We start from the raw sequence: 16,214 nt of genomic DNA on the forward strand, positions 1-16,214 counted from the left end.
ACCTTACCGTGTGCGCTTAATAGACGCAGGCTGTTTCCAGCGCAACACTTTTGATCCGTATTCTGTTGACAAAAGAACAGAATCCTCTGATATTTTAATGACCTTAGCACCGTTTACACGGTCACCTTCAACCACTGACACGCCGTTAATAATTGCCTGCTTTCTATCATTCGCAAAGAGCAGATAATTTAGCTTATAGGCTTTCTCAACTTTATTTTCTCTTTTGGGTGTAGCCCATTTAGCCGGCTGCGTTGGGTCTTTTAACACATCACCGTTTGACAGCGTCATGGTGCTCGCAACGCCCGCGGGGCTTGCAAAAACAGCAACATACAAGACCACCTGCAAACGTCGACCTATTCGTTTAAACACCAATCCAGTCCTCTTCAAGGCTAAGCGTTCTAATTCTGACAGTCACTTTGGCTTTAGGGTAATTTACCACTTCATAATTCATCATTTGCCAATTAAACCCTTTTAACTGTTCAAGACGTTTAATGTATTCAAGTACATCAAAGTATCGCCCATCAACCACTAATTCCATGCTATGAGAAAACAGTGCAGTGCCTTCTTTCTCTTCTGACTCATCCACTAAATTAAAAGGCTTTACCGGTAAGTTTCTAAGACTAATAAGTTTTAAATCTTTTTCATCAATTAATAACGACCTTAGTAAATCGGCCATCTTTTCGGGTGCCACTAAGCCGCTCAATTGCTCTTCAATTTCGATTTTAGTTTTTTCTAATTGTTGCTCTAGACCTTTGCGCTGAGCTAGCAACTCTCTGTTAGGGTCTTCAGCTAACTGCAAGTCGAGAAGTGTAACCTGATGCGATAGTTCAGTTTGTTGTTGATCCATTGATCGCATCGCATTTGAGGCATTTTTATACCGCTCTTGTAACGGGAAAAAGAAGAACTGCCCCCATAAGAATAAAATCCCGACAGCAAGGGTCGCCAACAGAATCACTCGCTCACGAACCGTTAACGCTTCAGCTTTAGAAGATAGCATTTTCCATTGTTCTTTCATGGCGCCTCTCCTTCACTAAAAAATGAGGATGAGAGAGTGAAGTGCAACATTTTAGTTTGATCATCGTCGGTCATTAGCTGAAACAAGTCGAAAGATCGGCCTAATAATAAAGGCTCTCCTCTCAACATCTGAATATAATGAGGAACCGCATCAGCCTGTAGCGTTTTACCTTGCAAGCCGACCGTCCTACCGCCATTATCGAAGCGGATTCGCGTCAGCCATAGCTGATCAACACGCTGTCGAGCAAGCCCTGTTAGCAAATCAGAAAATGGATATGGGTTAGCAGTTACCACTGAACCTAGTTTTGACAAAAGTTCCTTTCTAGCCATCACTTGTTGGTTAAGTTTATGGTTAAGGGTAATTAACGACTCATCTTTCTGCATCCCCTTTAACGTTTCTTCTTTCGTCAACACCTGCCGTTGAAGCTGTTCAAAGCTACTTTTTTTAGCAGGCACTTGAGCCTCAAGTTCAGACAATTCGGCACGATAAAAGAAAAATATAATAATTAGGATAGCGAGCAGAACCGAAAGCCCTGCAACCATTTGAGATAAGGGTAAAACAACCTGTTTCGGCTTTAGCTCTTGAGTATATAAATTTATTTGCTGCATCAGGACTCACTCTCCCTCAGCGCAGCACCTATAGCAGCAAAGCTATCAATGACTGTATCGCTAGCCCCGTTTTCGTCTACAAAAATAGGCGCCACATCTAAGTTACCAACCCGAATAGACACGTTTTGACTCAGCATGTTCGCTAACGGGAATGAAGCATCAGGGCCGACAAGGAGCAATTCTTTAGGAGGAACCTGACCCATTTGGCTTTCATAGTAATCTAATGAGCGCTGAACCTCTAAGGCTAGGTGCTGAATAGTAGACTCCTGAGTCTCCGAGTTTTTAAGCGCATCCAGTGAGAAGTCAAAGCGTCGTGAAAAGTAAACTGTATCCCCTTTCGTAACGAGTATCATTCCAAACCCTGGTCGCATAAAGAGTAAGGCCAACCCATTACCTGTCGAATCATAGCGCATCGATACATTTCGAAGTGATAATTCAGTAATGTCAATACTTTGAAGATCTAGCCCCACATCATTAATGAGCCTGATGTTTTCGTGTAGTAATACCTTTCGAGCACTGACTACATTTACCAAACTACCTCGTCCCCGCGTTGCATCTTCAGGAAAATCAAATACATCCGTTATTGCATCTGCGAGAGGGTAATCTATAAGATCTTTTACTTTCCAGCGAATAGCCTCAGTAAGCTCGTTGTCCGCTACGGGCGGCTTATCGGTCTGGAATATTTGGTATTGGTCGGAAGACAGCACGAGGTTACAAGGAAGCCCTTTAAGCGCATGCTCATCAATTAACCCTGAGAGCGCATCTTTACGCTGTGCAGCTTTACAAGAAATAAAATCCTGAAACACTATTTGTAGAGGGGCATTTCCATCACCTTTTATAGATTTTGCGATGGATATCCCGTCAGAGCGCACTTCTACGCCCACCAACCCTAGCTTAGCCTTTCTCTTAAACAGCGAAATCAGAACGAAATCTCCCCAAATAGGACCTACTCTTTATAATTACAATTAGAATAGTCCAGTAACTGCCTGTTTGCCAATTCATTATCAATGAGCAATTGTAAAATAATGTCGATAAAAACACACTCACAACGGTTATGCCTTATCGGTATACACTCCGCGTGAATCTGGCGTTGCTGCAGAGCGATCTAACAAGCCAACATCTAACACAGGGGAAGCATCAATATGCTGTGCATCCATCATTTGAGCGACTCGCTGCAAGCTTGAGATAATCATTGTTTTTTCCCAGTCTTGAAGATCATTAAACTGCCGCGCAAATTGATCTTGCAAAGGCGCAGGCGCTGTCTTTAACGTTTCATAAGCCGCTTCAGTCAGGTAAGCGTGCACCTTTCGCTTATCGGTCTTTGACCGTTCTCTATAAACCAACTTGCGTTTCTCAAGCCTGTCAAGAATAGTGGTGACGGTCGCCTGACTAAGACTGATATCATTCGCAAGCTCTCCGATCGTCACCTCACCCTTATCTCTAATTGCCAAAAGTAACAAAATTTGCGGCGCCGTTAACCCTGTTGTTTTTGCCAAATGCTTCGAGTGTAGGTCGGTCGCCCTAATTACTCGCCGTAAGGCCACTAGAACCTGATCTACATGATCCAAAACCACCCCCTTTTTAAAGTGCTAAATAGCTAAAGTATAGCGACCCTGTCAATAGAAGTCCTTCCAATTCAGCCCCATTAATAGAAATATTTTTTTGTTTAGTGTACTATGTTTAGACATCTAAGCATTTTAATCAACAAAAAGCCTGATATTTTTTCTTTTACGGCTATTTAATTACGATTAACGTACACACATTACTTAGACTACTAATTTATATTTCGTTATAAACGAAAGGTTTTATATTAATGCAAAATATTATACTGCACCCACCAGAAGACACTGATGGCAGTGCTGTTTCAGCACTTATAGAAAGGTGCCCTCCTTTAGATACCAATTCGCGATACTGCAACCTTTTACAGTGTAGCCACTTTGGCAATACATCTGTGATCGCGAAAGCTGACGGTAAAACAGTCGGATTTGTTTCAGGCTACATATTGCCTCAAGCAAATAACACACTATTCATTTGGCAAGTTGCTGTCGATAGCGCTGCACGAGGCACTGGACTTGCTCAAAAGATGATACGCAACATCGTTGAACGCGATGTTTGCGCTAATGTTTCTCACATTGAAACAACCATCACCAATGACAATAACGCCTCTTGGGCATTATTCGAACGCATTGCAAAGCACTACAACGCGCCACTTATTCGCTCAGTCATGTTCGATCGTACCGATCATTTTGCGGGTGCTCATGACACCGAAATGCTGGCCAGGATAGGTCCTCTTAAAAAGGCCGATGTTTAACCCTTGCCTATCCACCCCGATCAAATCACTCTAAGGAGAAAAAATGCAAATTTTTAAAGAAATCGAATCTGAAGTACAGAGTTACGCTCGTTCATTCCCTGTTGTTTTCAACAGAGCAAAAATGGAACACCTCTACGGCGAAGACGGTACTGAATATCTTGATTTTTTAGCCGGAGCGGGAACACTCAACTACGGCCACAACAACCCTCTTTTTAAGCCGTTACTATTGGAATACATCGAAGAGGACGGAATCACACACGGTCTTGACCTTCATACAAAAGCTAAAGGTGCTTTTCTCGAGTCATTCAACGAGAAAATATTAAAGCCGAGAGGACTTGATTATGTCATGCAGTTCACCGGCCCTACTGGAACCAACGCAGTAGAAGCAGCACTAAAACTTGCACGTAACATTACCGGACGTGAAAACGTCATCGCCTTCACTAACGGTTTCCACGGCGTAAGCCTTGGCGCTCTTGCAGCAACCGGTAACTCGCATCACCGCGGCGCAGCAGGCGTGAGCTTGAACGGCGTTAGTAGAATGCCATTTGACGGCTATATGGGTGATGAAATTGATACGACGGCTTACCTAGAAAAAGTATTATCTGACTCGAGTAGCGGTATTGACCTTCCTGCAGCGATTATTGTTGAAACCGTGCAAGGCGAAGGCGGTATCAATGCAGCGAGCTTCGAATGGTTACGCAATTTAGAAAAAATCTGTCGTGAGCACGATATACTGTTCATTATTGATGACATTCAAGCCGGTTGCGGTCGTACAGGTACGTTCTTCAGCTTTGAAGAAGCCGGTATTAAGCCTGACATGGTGACACTATCTAAGTCACTTGGCGGCTACGGCCTTCCCTTTGCTGTTGTTTTATTCCGCCCAGAGCTCGATCAGTGGAAACCTGGTGAGCACAACGGTACCTTTAGGGGTAACAACTTTGCATTTGTAACCGCTAAAGCTGCGATTGACCACTACTGGTCTGATGACAAGTTCTCTAACGAGATTAAGCAGAAAGGCGAGTACATCACTCAGCGACTCAATAACATTGTTCAAAAATACGGTGAAGGCAACTTTACCACCCGTGGTCGCGGAATGTTCCAAGGTATCAACTGCATCAACGGTGATATTGCATCAAAAATAACGAAAGCGGCATTTAAGAATAACCTCATTATCGAGACAAGTGGTGCTGACGATCAAATCGTTAAGCTACTGTGCCCACTGGTTATTACCCAAGAAAACCTAACCAAGGGTATCGATATTATCGAGCAGGCTATTCGCGAAGTGTGTGCAAAAGAGCACTCAATTCCTGAAGAGAGTGACTACTTTGATGATGCAAAAATGACAGGCTAAAACGCATTTAGCGTACATTGATAATGTGTTGATTAAGGAACGTTTATGAATTTCATACGAACAAATCACGCTGTTCAATGTGTCAGAACTCGTCAAGTAGATGGCCGCGAAGTGTCTGAAGTTGTTGTCAGTTTCGATGAGCAACTTAACACTATCGCGCCCCATGTCTCAGCCTTGCTGTCAACAGAGGAAGTTAATCAGCTGGGCGCATGGCTAGAAGAGCGAGCGCGCCTGCAGCATGAACTGAAAGACAAGCCTCTAGGTATAACTGTTTTAGAGGCTTTACCGGGTTTATTACAAGAGGCAACCGATGCTGTACGCCTTTTGGACACCCTGGATAGCTCTCTGCACAATCAGATAGAAGATAGCCTGCGCCTTTTTCGCTCCACACTTGATGACGCACTTCATACAAACCATACGAATGAACAAAATGAGTTTGATTCTATGCAAGACGAAGAAGTGCTAAAAGAGCAGCTAACCTCAATTAAAAGTAAAGTATAGACGCATCGCTATACCAACTTAACAACTTGGAGATCCGAGCAACATGATCGTTAGAGAACTAAACGAAGCAAACAATTCAGATAGACGCGTCGTATCACCTGATGGCAACTGGGAAAGCACACGCCTTCTATTAAAAGAAGACAAGATGGGCTTTTCATTTCATATCACCACAATATACAAGGGTGCTGATTTTAGAATGCATTATCAGAATCACCTTGAGTCAGTCTATTGCATGTCAGGAACGGGTGAAATAGTAAACCTAGAAGACAACAAAGTTCACCCAATTAAAGAAGGTACACTCTATATTCTCGACAAGCATGATCAACACATCCTCCGCGCTCATACTGAAATGAAAATGGCCTGCGTCTTTAACCCGCCATTAACCGGTAAAGAAGTGCATAACAAAGAAGGCGCCTACGAACTAGTGTAAATACACTACGCGGCCGAAAGAGACTCTCCATAGGTATATTTTATGGAGCAACCAACCATCTTAAAAGAGGAAAAAATGCACTTACATACTGTGGAAAAGATTGGCGGCACGTCGATGAACAATTACGAGGCTGTACGAGACAATATTGTCCGCAACCCCGCCTTAAAAAACAATATCCACAACCGAATATTGGTTGTTTCAGCGTACAGCGGTATTACAGACTTACTACTGGAACATAAGAAAACAGGACACCCTGGCGTGTTCTCATTGTTTTCGAACAGCACCAACGGCAAAGACTGGCGCACCATGCTTGATAAGGTCAGACAACAGATGTTTGATATCAACGCGTCCCTGTTTAAAACCGAAGACCAGATAGACGCGGCCAACCAGTTTATTGCGGAGCGTATCAGCGACGCAGAATCTTGCTTGAGCGACTTACAAAGACTGTGTAATCACGGCCACTTCTCACTTGAATCTCACCTAGATTCTGTTAGAGAAATGCTAGCCTGTATAGGTGAAGCGCATAGCGCCAGAAACACTGCACACCTATTAAGCCAAGACGGTATTAATGCTTGCTTTGTCGACCTTACCGGCTGGCGCAGCCCTGAACAAATTTCTTTAGATGAGCGTATTAAACAGGCGTTTTCTAATATAGACCTGCAATCTACTATGCCTATCGTAACCGGCTACGCTCACAGCGAAGTAGGATTAATGACGCATTTTGACCGCGGCTATAGCGAGATGACCTTCAGCCGTATTGCGGTACTCACTGAAGCGAATGAAGCCATCATTCACAAAGAGTTCCACCTGAGCAGTGCCGACCCACGCTTGGTGGGTGAAGATAATGCGGTGCCCATTGGTAGAACCAATTACGATGTTGCAGATCAACTCGCTAACTTAGGTATGGAAGCCATTCACCCTAAGGCAGCGAAAGGCTTGCGCCAAAATAATATTCCGCTACGCGTCAGAAACACCTTTGAGCCAGAACACTACGGAACATTGATCACACAAGACTATGTCAGCGACTCCCCTTGTGTAGAAATCATTGCTGGCCAAAAGGACATTTGCGCAGTTGAACTCTTTGACCAAGATATGACTGGCAACATTACTGAGTACGACCATGCAATCATCGAAATATTTAAACAATTCGATGTCATGACGGTTGCAAAGGATATTAATGCAAACACAATCACGCATTACGTGGATGCTGACATCGGCACACTTAAGCGCATTACCGCGCAACTCAAAAAACGCTACCCAGATGCTGAGATAAGCAAACGCATCGTTGCGATTGTGTCAGCCATCGGGAGTGATATGCAGGTTCCAGGCATACTCTCCAAAACGGTAAACGCATTGGCTGAGCAAAATATTAGTATTTTGGCTATCCACCAATCAATGCGGCAGGTAGATATGCAGTTTATAATTGACGAAGATGATTATGAAATGGCTGTAAAAAGCCTACACCGTTGTTTGGTTGAAGTTCATGACCACGGACGAGCAATATGCCTCGCATCATAGCGGCCATATTGTTGCTTTGGGTTAGCATCGTCAACGCCGCAGAGCCACCCACAGCAGAGGATATAGATAAGCTAGAAAAGCCTATGTATACCCCCTTTGTTGAGCTCTATGTACTCGAAGAGCTTAAACGCCTTCGCGTCGACCTTGCTGATCAAAAACACGAAATGATCCAGCAGATTGTCGACAGAGAACACAGCTCTGTCGATCGTGCTGTGTCTTATGCCACCGATACGGTGACCTATTTTTTCTATCTCATCGCCGGCGCCAGTTCAATTATGGTACTTGTAGGTTGGAACTCATTAAGAGAAGTCAAAGAGCGCGTACACTCTTTGGCAGATGAAGAGATCTCAAAACTAGTATCAGAGTATGAGAGCAGACTACGCGCCATCGAACTACAACTGAATCAAAAAACCAGACATATTGAAGAAAATAGAGAAGAGATCGAACTCACTCAAGACCTACAGTCACTCTGGCTTAGAGCAGGACAAGACCTTAACCTCTCTAGTAAAATTGAAACCTATGATGAAATTCTCAAGCTAAGGCAAGATGATTGCGAAGCACTCACCTACAAAGCGGATACCGTGCTTGAGCTAAACGAACCTCAGTGGGCTGCAAACTTATGCCATCAAGCATTAAAAATAGACCCTGAGAACTGCCATGCATTTTATCAGCTAGGGTGCGCTTATACCGCCATGAAACAGTTTGATGAGGCTATAAAGTATTTATCCGAAGCGCTGAAGCGTAAAGATAGTTACCGTGAAGAGATTCAGAATGATAATGCACTCATCCCTCTTCAAGAACTCGAGTCATTTCAATCGCTAATGACTTAGGTTTAGTTACAAACGCCTGAGTTTAAACCAATCTAAAATCTTTAAAGAAAGAACGGCAGTGCTCTACTTCTGCTGCCGTCATCCACTTCTCGTTGCTATAAATAATCTCGCTACCGATTTTATTCGCCTTGCTACTCCACATCGGATTGTAAGGGAGAACAGTCAACTCGGTAACGTTCTGCTGCTTTAGAAACGTAGCGATCGCTGCTAAGTTTTTATCTGTCGCGGTAATACCCGGGATGAGTGGAATTCGAGGCAAAATAGGCCCCCCTCCCTCAAGGTAGCGCTGATGCAACTGACCAAAATTCTCGAGTATTTGCTTATTTGATTTACCACAGTGCTTGATATGCGCTTGCTCATCAAACAGCTTTATATCCATATAAATTTGGTCAATATAGGGTAAAATTTTCTGTTCAAAGTGCGCCATCGAAAAATAACCCGATGTTTCTACCAAGCAATGAATTTTTCTTTCCTTTAGTTTCCTCAACAACTGCTCACAAAACGTCGGATACAGCGTAAATTCGCCACCAGAAAGCGTCACCCCTCCACCCGATGTTTCGTAAAACACTTGATACCGATCTACCGTAGCAAGCACCTGATCAACCGTATAGTTATCCCCGATTATCGATAAAGCCTCTGAAGCGCAAACCTCGGTGCATTTGAAGCATGAGGTGCATTTATCATAATCAACGAATAAGGGATTATGTTTATCTAAGGCATCTTCAGGACATGCTTTAACACACTCACCGATATCGACACATTTAGTTTTATCAAATGAGAGTTGAGCGCGCCGGCTTTGGGATTCCGGGTTGTGACACCACACACAAGCCAAAGGGCAACCCTTGAAGAACACCACGGTTCTTATTCCCGGGCCATCATCCAGAGAATTGCCTTTTATTTCACAGAGTACTGCCTCTTCCATTTATAGACTCCAGCCAGTGTTTGTCATTTACGCCTTCACGAGGATGACAATAAAATTATGATGTTTCAGGATGGCGCCAGCTAAAGGCCAAACGATGAACGCTCAATAAGCTCCATCTGCATATCCCGATTAAGCGTAACGAAGTAAGCGTTATACCCCGAAATACGCACCAGCAGGTTGCGATAGTTTTCTGGGTGAATCATGGCGTCTTTAAGCGTGTCTGCACTCACCACATTGAGCTGCATTTGCATCCCCCCGAGTTTGAAATAACTACGGGTGTAAGACTTCATAATATCAACGGTTCGATCTCGGCTATCTTCAGCACTGGGGACCACCTTGACGTTGAAGGCAATATTGTTACTCATATTCTTTGGGTCTAGCCGCGCAACATCGCGAAGGTTATCCAACATGTTATCGGACGCCTCCGCTTTGGGTGTTAGCCCCGGCGTCAACGACTTACCGGCACGCTTACCCGAAGGTAATGCGCCACTCAGTGTGCCAAAAATGACATGATTCGACATAGACCAAAAACCTGCAGTGTACTTTCCACCTCGATAATTAGTGTGCTTACCATAATGGTCATGCGTAAATTGAGTAATCCGATTAGCCATGGCCACCGAGTCTTCGTTACCCGAACCAAACAAGGGCACCTTATTATGAATCATTGATAATAGTTCGAGGTCATCGTTAAAATCAGTATCGATGGCGGCTTTAAAACGTTTCAGAGTGGCCAATTTCTTATCATAGACGAGGGTTTTAATAGCCATCATAGAGTCAGTGACATCTGCCAACCCAATGCAGGCCGCGCCCGAACTATTATATTTTGCCCCACCATGAGTGACGTCTTTCGCTGACTGAATCGTGCCGTCAATAAGGCTAGATAATAAAGGCGTCGGACGAATCGCCTGATGGGCTTTACCTAACATATCGTTGTATTCGATCGACTGGCTAATAAGAAAACCAAATTGCTGGGTAAATGCATCAAAGAATGAATCAAAAGATGGAAAATCATCAACGCCCACCTGCCCCGTCTTGGGGCCAAGGTGCCATTGCATCGTCGGGTGATAGCCATTATTCAACGTCATTTCCAGCGCGCCGACCATATTCATCATTTGAAAATTGGTGTGGCCCATATGCTTGCCGCAGAGTGTCGGCTCAACGCAGCCTGTGGCAGCCCAGTCTCTGATATCACTCAGCTCATAATCGTATTGTTCGAGCGATGCCATCACCGCATCACCGCATCATCGCTGTGTATCGATGGGGTGCCAGCAGTAATCAAGTTAACTTCACATAACCGTTTTAGATAAGTATCTGTATTCACACCTTCTTTGAATCGCGCGTTAACGTTAGGGTCCCGAATGGTGAGTATTTCCGTTACCTTAAGGAAGATATAGGTCATATCATTAACGGCATCTTCACCTTCAGGCGTTATACCACCAAGGGTAATCGCCTGATCAGACGAGCTTCCGCCAAAATACCAGTTAGCAAGGTCGGGCGTAAGAGGTAAATGGTCTGTTGCTCGCATATAGAGGCAGCTGATCAATTCAATGGCATACTCTATATAGGCTTTACGCTCTTCTTCCGTTTTGAGTTTTGACATATCCGCGTCAAAGTAGGGCTGTAACCACTGGTCTAGCCTGCCCAGTGAAAGGCCTGCATTGGTGTTTTCCATATGCAGCCCAACCCAAGATATCCATATCGCATTGACGGCTTCATCTAATGTGCGGGCAGGTTGATCTGCAATGTGGTCGCAAATTTGGGCTAATCGCTCTAATTCAGAGCGGCGTTTGGGGTTAGCTTCAGCCTGTGCATCTAATGCGGCTTGCTGAGACAAGTTCTTTGAATAGGCGCTTAAGCCTTCCAAACACAACACCATTCCCGCAAGCGTTGCTCGCTGGTTTTGGTCTAGATCTGACTGCTCAAGTTGCTGTTTAACTTCTGAAATAATTCCGCTTGTTCCCTGTTTAAGTATTTTGGGGAAGTCGGGGATGGTGTGAGAAATGGCAACGGTCTTCCACAAGAAGTAGACCGCAAAGCGCTCGTCAATCAACTGGCTCATGGGCGCATTATAATAATCCCTCACCCACTCTCTGAACGTACGTTTTGACCAATAAGGAAACACTTCATGATGCAATATATGGACGGTTTCTTCTGATACATCGTATGAGTTAAGCGGACGATGAGGGACGGTAAGCAACTCGCTCCAGATCATCATGCCGTGGCTATCGGGGTATACCACTACGCCAATTTATTTGGTCGTAGTCGTACCCGCAATCAGGTCGTTTTTTCGAATGATGGGCTTTTTGTTTTGTAATAAGTATTTAAAAATATGGCCCTGTCGAAGCTCAGGAATCCACTTATGCCCTTCTGTATCAGTTTCAAAGCCGTTCTTCTTGCACCAGTCTGTGACTAATTTAGGGCGCTCCGGGCAGATTTCGGGTTTAACTTCAAAATGGATATCCAGAAATGCTTGAACTCTGGGGAAGTCATTCAAACTATAATCAGATAAGTACGGGTCTGTCAGATGCTTTACACCCAGGTCAATCTGCTCCCCTTTTAACCGCTCGGCCATTTTAGCAACGACTTCATCACTAACTTTTCCCTTGCCTCCTTCAGCTATTTTTTCTGCAACACCTTTTGCATCTAGCTTTTCTTTCGCCATCATTTTCTTTTGCTTGTTAATCAGCAGCAGCGACATAAAAAAGAAAAAGAGGTGTAAGTAGTTTATATTCCCCTGCGTTTTTAACTCGCTTTTCATAATCATGAAAATTTGTTCAGTGGGGGTCGCGCCGAGTAGCTTTGTAACCGCTTTATCTGATTTAAACATTAAGGCGGTATCGCAATCAGCAGGCATTTTATTTAAAACAGTGGCTTTGCCATCTTTAAATTGAATCGCTGTATCCACACTTTTATTTTCTGTGCAGATGCCCGCTGTAAAGTTAATCCAACCTTGATCACTTTTAAGGTAACCATTCATGCCTGGCCGCCAATTAAAGTTTTTGGCCATCAGAAACAATAATGTTTTTACTAATGCATTCGTGCCATTTACTTTTAAGCCGTCATTTATTTTTAGGCTAATAGCGTCAGCAGCAGTTTTGAGTTGACCTGTTCTTGCAAGCATAACCCAGACCCCTTATTTTTAGATTTAGGGTTTCACTTTAGTTAAACTAGCATAAAGTTAATTGACTTTTTATGACTTAAAATTGATGTATTACGAACAATATGAGCAAGAAAGACTAATTTTTAACCTAAAATACGCTTATTTTATCAAGATTCGAAAAAAGACAAGGAGAAGCCGCGAGCTAAAAAGAGTGCAAGGCTAACCCAGAAAGGCAAAAGTAATTTATTCTGCTTTTTTATTTTTAAGCCGCCATTGGCGAGGTGAGAGTCCGGTCCATTTTTTAAAGTTTCTACAAAATACAGAAGCCTCTGAATAACCAAGATTTAATGCGATATCCAGTATGCTTAAACTGCCATAAAGTAACTGTTGTTGCGCTGTCATTGTGCGTGTGACCTGAAGCAACTGACTGAAGCTTGTATTTTCACTATGCAGCCTTTTTTGTAACACCCTCGGATGCAAGTTAAGCGCGGCACTGACTCTATCAATCGTACACTCACCACTCGATAACAAATTACTACAGATATAGCGCACCTGTGCTTGTAGATCTTCTGGATAAATACTTTCTAATAGCTGTATTCTTTTATTGAAATGTTCTTGCAGCATCTGATCGTTATGTTTGTTCTCTCGATCAAGCCACACACTTGGATAATGAATTCCGTTAAATGTACTGCCTACATTCAAATGCGCGCTATAGCCCTTCAACGTAGCTATATCTTTCTCTTGAAGATGAGTTTGCATATCCATCTTCAACAGCGGATTGACCTCACCCAAAAGCGCACTGAGCGCGTTGTAAATTTGCGCCACGCTTAAGAGAATTAACTGCTGTAAACCACTGGCGTTAGTAAAATCGAAGTTTAGATGAATTTCTGCGATGTCGCCTTTAACCTCAAGGGCAAGATGTACACCTCTTGCATGTAATCGCATGTGTTGATTAGAAAACTGTATCGACTCCCTTAACGTGGGTTGCTGACTGGTAGAAAGCACCAACTCGCCGATTGCCATGGCAGTCTGTTTTTCTGCTAGTTTTAGAGAGAATATAGGGTCATCACAAACTTGAGCTGTTAAATCGAGTAACTCAGCGACTTTAACGTAAGAGATAAGCGCTTCGGGTTCGCGCAACTGAGCGCTGCTCATGCCTAGCTCTTGCAATATTTTGTGAGGGTTGTAGCCAAGCTGATACACCCGCTTTTCATAACCTTCGATGGCCCCACTTCTGATCAGATACATTGCTCTACCTGCGCAAACAAAAGCCCCGCAAAACGGGGCTTTATCAAACTTAAATCAACACTTTTTAAAAACGTGTCATTTAGAACGGAATATCATCATCAAAGTCGTCCATTGGCGCTGGGGCTGGTGGCGCACTCTGGGCTGGCTGTTGTGGTGCATATCCACCTTGCTGTGATTGGTAAGCTTGCTGCTGAGGAGCAGCCTGTTGAGGTGCTGCCTGTTGAGGTGCAGGCTGACGCTGCGGTGCGCGTTGTTGTGGCGCTTGAGACTGTTGGCCTTGAGGTTGCTGTGCGTAACCGCCTTGCTGCTGTGGTTGCTGCATAGGTGCTGAATAGCCACCCTGAGATGAGTCAGCACCGCCGCTTCGTGAATCTAGCATCTGCATCGTACCGCTAAAGGCATCAACGACCACCTCGGTGGTGTATTTTTCTTGCCCACTTTGGTCTTGCCACTTTCTAGTCTGCAACTTACCTTCAACGTAAATTTTAGAGCCTTTACGCAGGTATTCACCCACAACTGATGCAACGCCGCCAAAAAACACAACACGGTGCCACTCTGTTTTTTCTTGACGCTGTCCGGTATTTTTATCTTTCCATGACTCAGAAGTTGCTAACGTGATATTGGCAATAGCTTTACCGTCAGGTGTATAGCGCACCTCAGGATCTTTGCCCAGATTACCAACCAAAATTACCTTATTAACCATTTATATCTCCTAAATACCAGAACGCGATGGCTCAGCCTTCAATTTTTTATCACAGAGGAAAGCCCTGATCAGTGAAACAAATGCTAACAGAAAAGTCTTCGTTAGGCATTAAAGAAGCGAGGTTTAATTATGATCTCGCGCCAGTTAATAAGAGCTCAATCAGGGACTATTTAAACACTAATTTTGGGGAACTTTTCCGGAACACAGTACGTCCAATATAAACAATAGGTTACGCTTTCAATGCGTAGCGAAATGAGTTCAAAGCCTGTTCATCTACATGAGCTTTATCTATTTTTAGATAAGCCGCTCGTTCCTCTATTACGACAACAACGTCCTCAACACCCTGAATATCAAACAACTCATCAGAAACCACTGCTGCTTCCGCCTCAGTTAGCACAACATTTAGTTTAAGCGTTCGACTCGTTGAGTAACTCGGTGTTCGCATCGTGAGCGCAATCAAAAACCACACTCCACCTAGAACAGCAGAGGTGTAGTAAATAACCTCCCCCCCCCAATTAGAAAGTACCCAGCCACCAACAGCTCCACCTAAAAAGGCACCAAAAAATTGACTGGTGGAGTAGATTCCCATTGCGGTCCCACGTGCACCTGCAGGCGCTTGTTTACTTACGAGTGACGGTAAACTTGCCTCTAGGAGGTTAAACGCCATAAAGAATACAAATAACGCGCCCCACATAGCGGCAAGTGAATCATTCACAAAAACCAATAAAATAGACCCTACGGAGAGTTGTAATACCGCCCCCACAAAAACGCTTTTTATCTTTCGCTTCTTCTCGCCAATGATAATAAAAGGCACCATCGCAAAGAATGCCGTCACCATAACCGATAAATAGACCCACCAATGCGCCTGACGGTCGAGCTGAATATCGTTAACTAATGAAAGGGGTACCGCTATAAATAGCGCTGTTAATATAAGGTGCAACACAAAAATGCCAATATCTAACCGCAGCAAATCTGGATTTTTTAATAATTCAAAAAATTGTCCTCTAACCGCTCGGGTATCTCGATGCGCATGCGTTGCGACTGGCGTAGGTACCACAAACAGTATAATGAGAATGCCAGCAATGGCGAACGCAGCCGTAAGCCAGAAGATTCCGCTTAAACCAAAAAAACCAGAAACCACAGGCCCAGCAACTAACGCAACAGAAAATGAAAGCCCGATAGACATCCCGACAATAGCCATCGCCTTAGTACGACTTTCTTCGGTAGTGAGATCACTTAGCAGTGCCATTAGTACACTCGCGATAGCACCAGCACCTTGCAATAAGCGTCCAGCAATTACGCCATATATACTCTCTGAGGTTGCGGCCACCACACTGCCTAGGCAAAAGATAATAAGACCGATGATAATCATTTTCTTCCGTCCGAATCGATCAGACAGCATACCAAACGGTACCTGTAATAACGCCTGCGTAAGTCCATATGCGCCAATGGCAAGACCTATCAAAAAACCATTTGCACCATTAAGTTCATCACCTAGCAATACAAACACAGGCAGAACCATAAATAGGCCCAACATACGCATCGCATATAAAAGCGCGAGAGAATATACGGAACGCTTTTCACTGACGTTCATTAAGATCGCTACTCCGAGCAAAGAAATGAGAGATAGATTCTACAAGGGCAGGCATTTTAACAAAATGATCTACGTCGTGCAGA

18 protein-coding genes are annotated in these 16,214 nt (G+C 43.9%); 6 read left to right on the forward strand and 12 right to left on the reverse strand.

Translation table 11 applies throughout. The annotated features are described in order from the left end of the window. Window positions 1-3: 3 nt before the first annotated feature. The 5 genes from NKI27_RS17315 to NKI27_RS17335 form a co-directional block, all read right to left on the reverse strand. On the reverse strand, window positions 4-369 hold the full coding sequence (locus tag NKI27_RS17315) for a hypothetical protein (RefSeq protein WP_265047277.1): 366 nt from the start codon (window positions 367-369) through the stop codon (window positions 4-6). Further along, entirely contained in the window at window positions 362-1,015 is a 654-nt protein-coding gene (locus NKI27_RS17320) for a hypothetical protein (RefSeq protein WP_265047278.1), read from the reverse strand. The genes NKI27_RS17315 and NKI27_RS17320 overlap by 8 nt, the downstream gene beginning before the upstream one ends. Further along, window positions 1,012-1,623 carry a PilN domain-containing protein gene (locus tag NKI27_RS17325; protein ID WP_265047279.1) on the reverse strand — a complete coding sequence of 204 codons (612 nt, stop codon included), beginning with the start codon at window positions 1,621-1,623 and terminating at the stop codon, window positions 1,012-1,014. The genes NKI27_RS17320 and NKI27_RS17325 overlap by 4 nt, the downstream gene beginning before the upstream one ends. After that, window positions 1,623-2,507, reverse strand: coding sequence for a type IV pilus biogenesis protein PilM (locus NKI27_RS17330; protein WP_265047280.1), 885 nt, complete (start codon window positions 2,505-2,507; stop codon window positions 1,623-1,625). The genes NKI27_RS17325 and NKI27_RS17330 overlap by 1 nt, the downstream gene beginning before the upstream one ends. Before the next feature lie 168 nt (window positions 2,508-2,675). Continuing rightward, entirely contained in the window at window positions 2,676-3,191 is a 516-nt protein-coding gene (locus tag NKI27_RS17335) for a MarR family winged helix-turn-helix transcriptional regulator (protein WP_265047281.1), read from the reverse strand. A gap of 245 nt (window positions 3,192-3,436) precedes the next feature. On the opposite strand from NKI27_RS17335, the gene ectA reads away from it, so the two are divergent. The 6 genes from ectA to NKI27_RS17365 are packed head-to-tail and all read left to right on the forward strand — an operon-like array spanning window position 3,437 to window position 8,564. After that, window positions 3,437-3,934, forward strand: coding sequence for a diaminobutyrate acetyltransferase (gene ectA / locus NKI27_RS17340; RefSeq protein ID WP_265047282.1), 498 nt, complete (start codon window positions 3,437-3,439; stop codon window positions 3,932-3,934). Between the two features lie 43 nt (window positions 3,935-3,977). Continuing rightward, entirely contained in the window at window positions 3,978-5,285 is a 1,308-nt protein-coding gene (gene ectB / locus NKI27_RS17345; RefSeq protein ID WP_265047283.1) for a diaminobutyrate--2-oxoglutarate transaminase, read from the forward strand. 45 nt (window positions 5,286-5,330) lie between these two features. Then, the gene (locus tag NKI27_RS17350) at window positions 5,331-5,786 is read left to right on the forward strand and encodes a hypothetical protein (protein WP_265047284.1); all 456 of its coding nucleotides are present in this window, start codon (window positions 5,331-5,333) and stop codon (window positions 5,784-5,786) included. Between the two features lie 43 nt (window positions 5,787-5,829). After that, a complete protein-coding gene (locus tag NKI27_RS17355; protein WP_265047285.1) occupies window positions 5,830-6,216 on the forward strand; it encodes an ectoine synthase in 387 nt (128 codons plus the stop codon). A 42-nt stretch (window positions 6,217-6,258) separates the two neighbouring features. Beyond that, on the forward strand, window positions 6,259-7,734 hold the full coding sequence (locus NKI27_RS17360; RefSeq protein ID WP_265047286.1) for an aspartate kinase: 1,476 nt from the start codon (window positions 6,259-6,261) through the stop codon (window positions 7,732-7,734). Then, window positions 7,719-8,564, forward strand: a complete 846-nt coding sequence (locus NKI27_RS17365) for a TPR end-of-group domain-containing protein (RefSeq protein ID WP_265047287.1) — start codon at window positions 7,719-7,721, stop codon at window positions 8,562-8,564. The genes NKI27_RS17360 and NKI27_RS17365 overlap by 16 nt, the downstream gene beginning before the upstream one ends. Before the next feature lie 22 nt (window positions 8,565-8,586). Here the strand turns inward: NKI27_RS17365 and NKI27_RS17370 are convergent, their stop codons facing one another. From NKI27_RS17370 to NKI27_RS17400, 7 genes are all read right to left on the reverse strand, one after another. Next, window positions 8,587-9,486, reverse strand: coding sequence for a glycyl-radical enzyme activating protein (locus tag NKI27_RS17370; protein WP_265047288.1), 900 nt, complete (start codon window positions 9,484-9,486; stop codon window positions 8,587-8,589). A gap of 80 nt (window positions 9,487-9,566) precedes the next feature. Continuing rightward, window positions 9,567-10,712, reverse strand: coding sequence for a pyruvate formate lyase family protein (locus NKI27_RS17375; RefSeq protein WP_265047289.1), 1,146 nt, complete (start codon window positions 10,710-10,712; stop codon window positions 9,567-9,569). Next, window positions 10,712-11,725: a pyruvate formate lyase family protein gene (locus NKI27_RS17380; protein WP_265047290.1), complete on the reverse strand. Its 1,014-nt coding sequence runs from the start codon at window positions 11,723-11,725 to the stop codon at window positions 10,712-10,714. The genes NKI27_RS17375 and NKI27_RS17380 overlap by 1 nt, the downstream gene beginning before the upstream one ends. A 9-nt stretch (window positions 11,726-11,734) precedes the next feature. Beyond that, window positions 11,735-12,607, reverse strand: a complete 873-nt coding sequence (locus NKI27_RS17385) for a hypothetical protein (protein ID WP_265047291.1) — start codon at window positions 12,605-12,607, stop codon at window positions 11,735-11,737. 222 nt (window positions 12,608-12,829) lie between these two features. After that, window positions 12,830-13,834 carry a helix-turn-helix transcriptional regulator gene (locus tag NKI27_RS17390; protein ID WP_265047292.1) on the reverse strand — a complete coding sequence of 335 codons (1,005 nt, stop codon included), beginning with the start codon at window positions 13,832-13,834 and terminating at the stop codon, window positions 12,830-12,832. A gap of 79 nt (window positions 13,835-13,913) precedes the next feature. Beyond that, a complete protein-coding gene (gene ssb / locus NKI27_RS17395; protein WP_265047293.1) occupies window positions 13,914-14,537 on the reverse strand; it encodes a single-stranded DNA-binding protein in 624 nt (207 codons plus the stop codon). A 229-nt stretch (window positions 14,538-14,766) separates the two neighbouring features. After that, a complete protein-coding gene (locus tag NKI27_RS17400) occupies window positions 14,767-16,131 on the reverse strand; it encodes an MFS transporter (RefSeq protein WP_265047294.1) in 1,365 nt (454 codons plus the stop codon). Between the last annotated feature and the right edge of the window lie 83 nt (window positions 16,132-16,214).

The organism is Alkalimarinus alittae (assembly GCF_026016465.1).
Classification (GTDB): Bacteria; Pseudomonadota; Gammaproteobacteria; order Pseudomonadales; family Oleiphilaceae; genus Alkalimarinus; species Alkalimarinus alittae.